The organism is Bacteroidota bacterium (genome assembly GCA_018816945.1).
In the GTDB taxonomy this organism is placed as follows: domain Bacteria; phylum Bacteroidota; class Bacteroidia; order Bacteroidales.
In genome coordinates this window covers 1-10,842 of record JAHIVC010000091.1, presented here as the reverse complement: position 1 = coordinate 10,842, position 10,842 = coordinate 1, and the positions used below count along the sequence as shown (strand labels likewise).

Below are 10,842 nucleotides of genomic sequence, written 5' to 3'. Positions count from 1 at the left end.
TCATAGGTTTCATTTGTAGTTTTTTTCTGTTGACCGTAGGATAAGGATGCAAAAAAAATAAAGAGAATAATTAGATAGTTTTTCATGATAATAATTTTAATTGGATTTATAGTTTTTGTTGTTTGCTGGCAGCTCGTAAAATAAGACTTGAAATAAATCAGGTAAAAATTGTTCTTTTTATATCTATTAATTTATATTATAATTGGTTAAATATTTATTGTAACTAGTGTCCACTAAAAAACCTTATTCGTTCTTTGAAAACCTTGACAGTAAACGATTCTAGCGCATTTTAGCACGGTGACGATTTGAAATGACTTAGGTTTACTCAAAAAAGAGTAGACCATGAATCAAGGGAAATATGTTTTCGCGCAACTCGTAGAGTCTTTGCCCCAAAGAGCGTTTGATCGCTTTGTTAAACAATTTAATGGAAACAAGCATGTAAGACATTTTTCCTGTTGGAATCAACTGCGTTGCATGCTTTTCGGCCAACTTACCAATCGTGATAGCTTACGTGATCTTGCCGTTGCTATTAATGCCCATTCAGCTAAAACCTATCATTTAGGCTTTGGAAAAGTGTAACCAGGATCAATTTGGCCAAGGCAAATGAGAAAAGAGACAGCAGGATATTTGAATCCTTTGCATATCATTTAGTTGCCATTGACCGTGAAAAACGTCATAATAGTGACTTTGCTATTAAAGGACAAGCATATGCTTTTGACTCTACTACCATTGACTTGTGTTTAAGCGTGTTTTGGTGGGCCAAATTTAGAAAGTACAAAGCGGGGATTAAGATCAACACATTGTTTGACGTAGTTACTCAAATACCTGCTTTTGTGCATATTAGTCCAGCAAACGTACATGATGTCAATGCAATGGATAGGCTTGATTATGAGCCTGAAGCCTATTACATTTTTGATCGGGCATATGTGGATTTTTATAGACTGTTTAAAATTACCCTGCACTCAGCTTATTTTGTTGTAATGGCAAAAACAAATCTTCGCTTCCAAAGAATGTACACCATTAAAAGCAACAAAGAAAACGGCGTGAAAAGCGATCAAATAGGCAAACTTACAGGCTACTATATCTCAAAAGATTATCCACAAAAAATTCGTCGCGTGAAGTATTTTGACAAAGAAACAGAAAGAACATTTGTGTTTCTGTCAAACAACTTTGACCTATCTGCAGAAGAGATTTCCTATCTGTATAAAAATCGATGGCAAGTAGAGCTTTTTGCAAATGGATAAAACAGCACTTGAAAATAAAGGCTTTCTGGGGGACTACAGAAAATGCAGTGCGAATCAAACCTATTCTGCATTACTGCCTATTGCCTTATTGCTATCGTAGGATCTTCATTAAAAATAGATCGATCAACCTACGAAATTCTACAGGTTTTAGGAATATCACTTTTAGACAAAACACCTGTATATGAGCTTTTTAAAATCGTATACTCCCAAAATGTCAAAGAACCTTTTTGTAACCAGCTGTTACTCAATCTGTTTTAAGTGGACAGCAATGATTAATAAAATTTTGTCGTTAACGGCATTCTTATAAATCTTACCGCCTTTCATAATGAACCCAATGTTATGTGCATCTATTAATAATCAATGATTATAATGTTCTATAAAATGGGAGTTTATTTCTTTGGAACTCCTGTATTCTATTTTGCTTTACAGTTAAAAAAGTGAAGTTATTTTTCATCAGATACCCGTAGCATTAGTCCAATATATTTTGCAAAATTTTTATACTCAGTATGGTGTACCTAAAATCATACAGCATATTAAGCAGCCCGCATAACTGAGCCTGATCTTTTACAGAAACCTCAATTTCTGTTCTAATTCCGTTTCCTTCCTTTTTTGTGGATATTACGTGATGTTTGTAGTTCTCTAACAAATCATGGAAAACAGATCCCTGCACAACAAGTTTGTAATTTAGCTCCTCATCGAATTTTACCATTCAATTCTAATTTATTAATTCGATTTCAAAATTTTTAAAACAAATTTCGGCAAGTAACGTGCTTGGATCAATCTACTTTGGTTGACAATAAGTTGACAGACACAAATGAAAATGGTATTTTGAAATACCATTTTTTGTCAGACGGCTGATTATAAGTAAGTTGACAAGTTTAGGGCAAGTCATTCCTGGAGTTCACCAAAATTTTATTAGACAGAATGAGCTGATGACAGTGATTGCTTTGTTATTCATTCTTGCAATTGTGAACCAACCTAAAGGTGGAAAAGCAATCTTTGACCAATTGCAATATATTGCTAAATATCTGAATGTTACAAATATCTGTCATTGGCAAATTCCTGCCAGGTATCCGTCAAGCTGGGTGTCGAAATCTGTTGTTCGAAGCAGAGATGCCGAAATGAATTCGGCATGACAACCAAATGATTCATACATGAAAAAACACAAGGCGGAACCCATTTTCAAAAACAAAAAAGATTTTTTATTAAGATGTAATTCTTTGTGATAAAAGGGTAGGATATAATTGCTTTGTTTTGGTAACTGCACTAATTCTGTTTTTTACACCTAATTTTCCATAAATCCGGTATAAATAGGTTTTTATTGTTGCGGGAGATAAGAATACCTTGTCAGCAATTTCCTTATTTTGAAATCCTATGGCAACCAAACGGAGTATTTCCAGTTCTTTTTCTGAAAGTTCATCAATCGCTTCCAAATCAATTTCGTTGTTCTGATTTATAATAGTGCTGTTAATACTTTTTTGTTTTGTAGAATTAAAGGTTTTTATTATTTGTTTTACAAATGGCTCATCCTTTTCTTCCGGACTTAATCTATTGAAGAGGATTCTCATCTCTTCGCCTAAATCCAGAAAGTTTCTTACATTTCCTGTTTCCCTGGCTAAATCAATACTGATTTTTAAGTTAGTAAGCGCTTCATTTTTATCGCCAAATTTAAGATGCCATAAAGCAAAAAGTGGATAGGTCTGAATTAAAAGTGTTGTATGATAAGATAATTTGCCAAATTCAATAAGTTGTTCCAGTTGTAATTTAGTTTCTTCCGGACTATAAATGTCAACAGCTTTTAACATGAGTTTTACCTTTGTCAATTGTGGGATAAAAAATAGGTGAAATATTGGAAAGGGTTCAAAAGTAGCTTTGGGAATAAGGCTTTTTGCCAATTCAAGATTATTTCTTTTTAACGCTACTTCAATTTCGAAGGTAGTTACAATATTTTTCAATTTAGCAATTTCAAAATTTCGGGTATAAGCGTGCATTTCGGAAACTAAGAATATTCAAATCAGCATGCTTTTCCATCGCTAATAATCGAAAACCCTCAACAAAATAGACTTGCAATACCCAAAATGGACGTCCCGAAAAACTATGTTCGACTCCCGATTTTACAAAATCACTTACTTCATCCAGATTATTTTGTAAATAATTAACCCAAGCCAGGTAGTTGTTTGCCATTACATTTGTAATCCATAAGCTTTCTTCATTGCTGATTGATTTTATCAAATGCAATGGATTTTTAATTAGATGAATTTTACCCTGCATTACATAAATCATTGTCTGAATTAGTTTATTTCGCATCAGGTTAATTCTTTGATTATTAGGCCATTTTGTCAAGTCGTTTTTCAGATATTCGCTTATTTCGTCTCCTTTCCCTTTATATTGGAGGGTGAAGGCGTAAAAGGCAAGGGCCAAATCGCGAAAATAAAATGGGTGTGCACCAAATATTTGCAATGCTTTTTGGGAGCTTTCTAATGATGTATTTAAATCACCACTATAAAATGAATATATAGATTTAACTACATAATAAATTGCCCAGATATTTACAGTTTCGGTTTTTCCTATATCTAATTTGGGCAATAGTGGTAATGCGGTTTCCAAATCAATAGCCATTGAAACAAAATCAGCCTTCGCTTCACAAAGAAAAGCCCTGACAAGCAATAAGAAAACATGGTTGTCTATCATTCCTGCAGGCAATAGATTCATATAGTTATTCAGTCGGTAAAGGTGGTCATTGTCAACTATATCATGAAAAAAAACTTCAATGAGTTTTACTGCAAGTGAAACATCGCCAGCTTTCAGATAACAATTCAATGCTTGTTCAATCGAGCCTTTTGACGCATAATATTTGCCTGCTACTGTATAAAATTCAGAAATTTCATTATTTGTAAAATTTTTCTTTAATTCCTGCTGTAAAAATTCCTGAACAAGTTGATGAAAACGGTACCATTCTTTTCCATCATCCAATTGAATAATAAATGTGGAAGAAAAAAAATAATGTTCAAAATCCTTAGTTAAATTATTTTCAACTGAACGGGGACAAAGTAATTTGATTAACGTTATATTAAATTGATTAAAACAGGATGCAACCATCATGCATTTCTGCACATCAACAGGAAATTGTGAAAGAAATTGTTCAAATAAAAATTCGATTAATTGATTTTTGTTCTTTTCCAGGGCTACAAATATATGCGCCTTATTGTTAAGGTTAGAATAATTCCGAAACAGCATTTTAACCCCGATAATCCAACCTTCAGTTAACTCATATATCCTCTCAGCAATCTCATTGTCGACTGGTGAAACCAACATTTTTCCAGATAATTCCTGTATTTCATCAATCGTTAACTTTAGGTCTTTCATCCGCAACTCACCTAACCTATCGTATGTAATTAGTTTGTTTAATTTAAGTGGAGGATCGAAACGCGAAATAATGGTTAATTTAATATTTCCGGATGGGTATTGTAAAAAATCATTTATTAAATCATGAACCTGATTGTTGTTTATGAAATGATAATCATCCAAAACAATATTGATTTCTTCATCAATGCTTTCAAGTTCATTGATTAAAATTTCTGAAATTGCTTTTTGAGATGGCATATTTGTTGCGGACAACATATCCCTTATCAACATCAGTTTTCCAGGTACAACTGCATTAACTGCTTCTGCCAGGTACGATAAAAAAACAAGCAAATCGTTACAATCCTGTTCCAGCGAAATCCAGCAATATTTTAATGTCGATTGGTTTAGCCATTGCCCTACAGTAACACTTTTACCATAACCCGCCCCGGCAACAACAATTCTTAGTGGCTGATGAATTATATCATTTAAATAAACTACCAGCCGTTCCCTGATGATATAGTCTTTATTGACAATTGGTTTATAAAGCCGGGTTTTAAGAATAGGCATTTTAAAGATATTTGACTTCATTAACAAAAATACTTTTAAATTGTTTAAAAGTCAATTTAATTTTATCCTGTGTTCATTTTTTAATTATGTTTAAAAAACGCTGAATTCCTGTTAGGTTATGAAAAAATAAGAATTTATTTATAACCGAAAATTATTGAACCACTATCAAACTTTAATTGCAGAATAAGTTGTTGTTTTTCATTTATAAACCAGGTATCTACTTCATTTAAAGATTTTATAAAAATATCCTCCTGCGATTCTTCGCAAAATTTACGGGTTGATTTTAACGGACCTAAAGTCAGTTTATTATCCGATATTTTGTGAATACCTGAAAATGTATTACAATCGGTTGTAATGAATATTTTCCCATCGTCGCTAAAAAATAAACTGAAAGCATCTTCATTATTTGGAACTGTGGATTTGCCATTATTCATAATTGTTTTTTCCCATTTCCAAGACCTTCCAAAAAGTGATATCTCGTTTTGTTTTTGGGATAATACTCCTGATTCAAATTTCAGGATTTTTGAAAGTAACACTGTGGGGGCAAATACAGTCGTATCTTCTTTTGGAAGATCTGCATATTCCATCATTATATTCCCGTTGTTAAGCGCAATGGAGTAAACATTAATCCTGTCGCCTATGAATACCGTATTCGAACTTTTGTATTTTCCTTTCTCCGAGCTAATAACAGAGGCGTAATAGCGTATCTCGTTTCCACCAGACTGCTGAGAAAGTATTATCGCCATATCATCGGCTCCATCACCATTTATGTCACCAACAACATTTTTACCTGTATATTGGGTAATTAATTTCGTTGCGCTATTCTTGTCTAACTTAATCTTGGAAACACCTCTTTTTAGCCTTATTTTTTTTCCTTCAATTACAAAGCGGCTATTTTTTGGATTTAATTTCTTTGTCGTTAACACAGGATTTTGTTCACGGAAACTTTCTGAATAGTCTGTGGTTAATGTTCTTGATACCTGATTAGCTCCTCTTGAATCCGAAAAAACAAGTGAACAAATAAGCATGCCCATGGTTAGAATTACACCTTTTTTCATTTCAAAATTTTCTATGTTGTTTTTAAGCTTTTACTTGTCCTGTTCATTTTTTATTGTTGAAACTTTTTTCCTGTTTCTTATTCGAACTAAAAAATAACTTAATGAAAATGCAACTATTAATGCTGAGATAGCGAGTTCCTCCTCCACATGTGCCTCCTGTGTATCCATGGCCAGAATTTTTCGGGAAATGGCAATCATAACAACAATTAGAATAATTTCGATTTTAGCCTGATGATTGTGCCGGTAAACTTTTATGGTTTCCATTATTTCAAGCGTTAACAGAATACTAAAAAATAGTACCACTACAGTTTGGGTATATTCCGGCCGGTATTCAAGCCCCACTTCTAAAATTCTTGCACTAAATGAAATTATCAATTCCCAGATAAGTTCAAGTGTTTGAAAGCTTACGACAAACATGGCTACCAGTAGAAGTATCGTGCTTATTATCTTTTCAAATTTATCAAGTGCTTTTTCCATATTTCTTATATTAAATTTTGTATTATAATTTTCAAATTAGCTTGTTATTTGGGGATCGATAATGCTTTTATCGAAGATGCCTCGTGTTCCTATCCCGGTTTTTTTAAAAATGGTGTAAGCATCTTTTGGTAAAAGATTTGTATTTCGAATTTCCGATTTTTGAAAAATATTCAGGTTTCCTTCATAAGGATTTGGTGAAGCTGGAATAAAAACCAAAACCTCATTATTTGCCAGTTCTTCCACCTGAAAAGCTAAAACCCAGCCGTCAGTTGGAACCAAAACCACTTTCAAATTTACAGCTGTTTCGAGTCCTATTTTTTGTTGGGTAGTACCTTTAATTAGCTGGTATGCAGGAAGCAATGACAAAACATTATTTTCTATCCATGAAATTATTTTTTTACTTCCCGAAAAATGATTTTCCAGGATTCCGCCCATAAAAAAGATAAAAAGAATTAAGAAAACAGATATTAAAGTTGATAGAAATGGGACTTTATTCTGAGGATCAATAAACGTTTCAATCATATGTGAAACCGGAGTGATTATACCTATCGTTTTTAAAAAAATAATCAGAACAATTATGATGGGGATTACAAAAAATATCCCTGCTTTCAATGTGTTATTTACAAAAATCATTTTGCTGTTCATGGTTACAAGTTTTATTTTAAATGAATTACATTTTTAATCAATCAGTTCCAGATTGTCGGTAATTAAAGTACTGCCCACTGCTCCGGCAAAATTGACAGCATCGAAACTTGAGGAAGCCACAAATACAATGTGAGATGGAAGCATAAAATTTAAGGAGTCTCCCGTTATATACATTCCATTCAGAGGTTTCATATTGTCGGGGAAAGTATTGTCAAGTACTCCGTATGTAAATTCAACTTCAATGTCTGTTAATGTTTCAGCGTGTGTATTGAGATGGTCTAATCCCTTTGGGCAGTATTTTAAACAAATATTAGAGTTATTGTTAGCACGAGGGGAGGGGGCTGGGGGGAGACTAATACTTTCCCTGATTTGTTGACAACTCATGCCGCCCTCCTGTAAGATTTATTTGGCGGTACATCCCTGATAGAAGAATGATCCCGTCTTTCGTTGTAGTAGTGAATAAACTGTTTACAAACCAATTGCAATTCAACTCCGTTCTCCGGACGCTCCAGATAAATCTTAACATATTTAATGGTTCGGAAGAATCGTTCAATATAAACATTGTCGGTTGCCCTTCCTTTCCCATCCATTGATATCTTTACCGTTTCAAGGCCTTTTACCAAATTCACATATTCATCTGAGTTAACTGGCTGCCCTGATCGGAATGGATAATCTCTGGCTTGCCATATTGCGTTATTGATGTGCTTAATGTATTTACAACCCATCCCGATTCCATGGTGTTTGATAAGCTCCAGCCAACAATAATGCTACTTTTCTCATGATCAAAAATGTAAATGATTCATCATTTATTTGGCTAGCAGTCCTTCCTTTTTAAGTTGATTGATTAATAAACCAGAATATCCTTGAAACCAACTGTCAATATTGGTTGGTTCAAATGCTTCCGATTGAATAGACCACAGCAGGTTTTCAGTGGCTAGATCATAGAAGTTTGATTCAAAAAAGTAAGTAGTTTCTGTTGTTACGTAACCAGGTTCATAAATCTGATTATAACGGTATGTATAATAAGAATAATAGCTGTTGTAGTATCGATACCTGTAAGGAGGTAAAGGCATTGGCTGAGTTCCTGGAACATATCTTTCTTCTGTTTTTACGTCAAGCTCGGCAATCGTAAAAATGCCGTCGCATCCTGCACCTTTCATTCTTTCAAGCAATTTCTCACGTGGAATTTCTTCATTATCAGCAAAAGTAAAAGGAAATAATTCTGTGTTTTTTACTGCTTTAACTCCATGATCAGATAAAAGTTTAGCCATTTTGTCTTCAATGGTTAATTTTGCTGTTTTATCAGGTACCAGCGCAATTATGCAAATTGTTTTATACGGTTCGTCCGGAATCGCTTCTTTATTTATCCACGAACTTGTGACACGTTGAGAACTTGAACATGCCATTAAAAAAAGTGTTAACAGTAGGCCAGATAGTACTGTTTTACCGATTTTGAAGTAATTTAACATTTTAAGTTATTTTAATGATTTGAAAATATTAATTTAAATTAAAAACCAATCCACCAGTGAAACCAAACTGGAGAAATGGAACGCGTGATGATAACCCAACTGACGGACCAGCACCTCCCCACCACAAACCAGCGCCAACTTCGGTAATTGGTAAATTCAGGTTGGCTTGAAGTCGCAAGCCAACCCTATCAGAGAAAAAATATTTCAACCCTCCGTTAAATCCAACAGCGAATTTGGTGGTTGAACCAAGATTATTATCTTTCCCGGAATAAATTCCCATTCCAATATTTGTACCGGCAAATAATAACATTTTCTCATTTAGTGGTAGTAATTTACTGCCGCCCAAATAAATGTAGTTTGCACTCATTGGCCCCCATACATCTATTTGGTGATAATCGGAATAGGCTGAAGCATTACAATCTTGTCTGCTGTATGTTAATTCAATTGCAACACTTTTATGGATTACATACGATAATATTCCACCATACGTGAATCCATCGCCAATTCTGGCATTTCCCCTGTAAAAATTAAACTTGTCGGCAAATGTATATCCTGCAAAAGGTGTAAACTGTAAATCCTGGGCTTTAATTAAAGTATTTGTTAGAATTGTTAAGCAAAGTAATAGTATTGTTTTTTTCATAACCTTGAAATTTTAATGCAATTTATTCATGAACAAAGTTACCATGAGATTGAAAATTAAACAATCCACTAAAGTTGACACTTGAAATGATTGGAGTTGATTACTTTTACGGAAACTTTTTAAGCTAAAGTTTTTTAATGAATTGCTTGATTGAATTCGCTTTGTTAAATGACTGTAGATTAGGCTTATTACAGATTGCAGGTGAGGTTTTTGTGTGAAATTGATACTTGTTTACCATTAAATGGGAAGCTTTAATGAATTGAATTGTGATTTTATTAACGTATAAAATTGGGACTAAAAATTATTGCAATTGGATATGAGAAATATATTTTATAAACTATTCATGACGCTTGCGCTAAATTTCTTAATCATTGGCGCAAGTTATGGTCAGGTTGCCATTTTACTGCTCATTTTTGGAGACAAACTCGCTTCGGAGGACCTTCATTTAAGTATTGATGGAGCGTTAAATGCAAGCAATATTTCGAAAATGGGAAATGGTAGCACGTTATATGGTTTAAATTTTGGGCTTGGATTGCATATGAATTTAAATGAACGCTGGCAGTTTAATCCACAATTCAAACCGCTCTCTCAAAAAGGGATTAAAAATACCAATCCCTTAATTGATTTGCCTTCAGAATTAGTTCTTACACACACCGATTTAAAACTCAGTTATATTGAATTTCCAGTCATGATGCGTTATAATGTTACACCCGACTTTTTTATTGCCGTCGGACCGCAGCTTAGTTTACTTTCGTCTGCAAGCCAAAAAAGTATAGGAAAATACACGAATGATTTGGAAGCGGAATTAAAACTTGACGCAAAGGAGTTTTTTAATAAGGTTAGTTTTAGTTTCCCTATTGAACTGGGTTATTGGATTTATTTTTCAAATAAAAAGTCTTCATCTGAGATAAAATTGAACTTGTTTGCCCGGTATTGCCACGAATTTAGCCGTGCATTTAACGATAAACAATCATTTGGAAATGCGAGGATATCAACATTCCAATTCGGAGTTAGTTTTCCGACGATAAAGAAAATTAAGAATTGAATTTCACTTAGATGAATGAAACTTGTTTAATTCTAAAAAATGAAAAAGGTATTATTTCATTCTTTTGTTGATTTTCATCTTTTATAACTACCCTCATGATTAGCTCCCCACTTTTTGTTTTGCTGTTTCTTCTAACACATTCATTATCAGCAATTATATTGGGAACTACTCCCTTTTTTATTCGCTTAAATCCTATGACCTCCTATAAAATCCGGTTCACCCGATAAAACAGGTGGGGAAAATGAAATACAATTAATTTAGCTACATGGAAGCACAAGATATTTTAAAGCATTTCTTCCCGGAAGATTTACTAACTCATTTTGACCTGACTGATATCAGGGAACAAGACGGC

12 protein-coding genes and 1 pseudogene are annotated in these 10,842 nt (G+C 33.6%); 3 read left to right on the top strand and 10 right to left on the bottom strand.

The annotated features are described in order from the left end of the window. Window positions 1-342: 342 nt before the first annotated feature. Window positions 343-1,502, top strand: a pseudogene (locus KKG99_13620) (IS4 family transposase). A gap of 211 nt (window positions 1,503-1,713) precedes the next feature. On the opposite strand, the gene KKG99_13615 reads toward KKG99_13620, so the two are convergent. After that, a complete protein-coding gene (locus KKG99_13615) occupies window positions 1,714-1,953 on the bottom strand; it encodes a hypothetical protein (protein MBU1014032.1) in 240 nt (79 codons plus the stop codon). A gap of 223 nt (window positions 1,954-2,176) precedes the next feature. Between KKG99_13615 and KKG99_13610 the strand changes: the two genes are divergently transcribed. Then, window positions 2,177-2,380 carry a hypothetical protein gene (locus KKG99_13610; GenBank protein MBU1014031.1) on the top strand — a complete coding sequence of 68 codons (204 nt, stop codon included), beginning with the start codon at window positions 2,177-2,179 and terminating at the stop codon, window positions 2,378-2,380. Window positions 2,381-2,449: 69 nt separating this feature from the next. Here KKG99_13610 and KKG99_13605 read toward each other — a convergent pair whose 3' ends face one another. From KKG99_13605 to KKG99_13565, 9 genes are all read right to left on the bottom strand, one after another. Beyond that, on the bottom strand, window positions 2,450-3,199 hold the full coding sequence (locus KKG99_13605; protein ID MBU1014030.1) for a LuxR C-terminal-related transcriptional regulator: 750 nt from the start codon (window positions 3,197-3,199) through the stop codon (window positions 2,450-2,452). A 10-nt stretch (window positions 3,200-3,209) separates the two neighbouring features. After that, a complete protein-coding gene (locus tag KKG99_13600; GenBank protein MBU1014029.1) occupies window positions 3,210-5,156 on the bottom strand; it encodes a hypothetical protein in 1,947 nt (648 codons plus the stop codon). A 134-nt stretch (window positions 5,157-5,290) separates the two neighbouring features. After that, complete coding sequence (locus KKG99_13595; protein ID MBU1014028.1) at window positions 5,291-6,214, bottom strand: META domain-containing protein; 924 nt, start codon at window positions 6,212-6,214, stop codon at window positions 5,291-5,293. Between the two features lie 30 nt (window positions 6,215-6,244). After that, window positions 6,245-6,691 carry a phosphate-starvation-inducible PsiE family protein gene (locus KKG99_13590; GenBank protein MBU1014027.1) on the bottom strand — a complete coding sequence of 149 codons (447 nt, stop codon included), beginning with the start codon at window positions 6,689-6,691 and terminating at the stop codon, window positions 6,245-6,247. 36 nt (window positions 6,692-6,727) lie between these two features. Next, window positions 6,728-7,336, bottom strand: a complete 609-nt coding sequence (locus KKG99_13585; protein ID MBU1014026.1) for a hypothetical protein — start codon at window positions 7,334-7,336, stop codon at window positions 6,728-6,730. A gap of 33 nt (window positions 7,337-7,369) precedes the next feature. Further along, window positions 7,370-7,720: a PCMD domain-containing protein gene (locus KKG99_13580; GenBank protein ID MBU1014025.1), complete on the bottom strand. Its 351-nt coding sequence runs from the start codon at window positions 7,718-7,720 to the stop codon at window positions 7,370-7,372. Then, window positions 7,717-8,061 (bottom strand): integrase core domain-containing protein, encoded by a 345-nt coding sequence (locus KKG99_13575; GenBank protein ID MBU1014024.1) that lies wholly within the window; start codon window positions 8,059-8,061, stop codon window positions 7,717-7,719. The genes KKG99_13580 and KKG99_13575 overlap by 4 nt, the downstream gene beginning before the upstream one ends. Window positions 8,062-8,142: 81 nt before the next feature. Beyond that, window positions 8,143-8,805, bottom strand: a complete 663-nt coding sequence (locus tag KKG99_13570; GenBank protein MBU1014023.1) for a hypothetical protein — start codon at window positions 8,803-8,805, stop codon at window positions 8,143-8,145. 28 nt (window positions 8,806-8,833) lie between these two features. Beyond that, window positions 8,834-9,445 carry a porin family protein gene (locus KKG99_13565; protein MBU1014022.1) on the bottom strand — a complete coding sequence of 204 codons (612 nt, stop codon included), beginning with the start codon at window positions 9,443-9,445 and terminating at the stop codon, window positions 8,834-8,836. Window positions 9,446-9,761: 316 nt separating this feature from the next. On the opposite strand from KKG99_13565, the gene KKG99_13560 reads away from it, so the two are divergent. After that, a complete protein-coding gene (locus KKG99_13560; protein MBU1014021.1) occupies window positions 9,762-10,490 on the top strand; it encodes a PorT family protein in 729 nt (242 codons plus the stop codon). Window positions 10,491-10,842 lie beyond the last annotated feature (352 nt).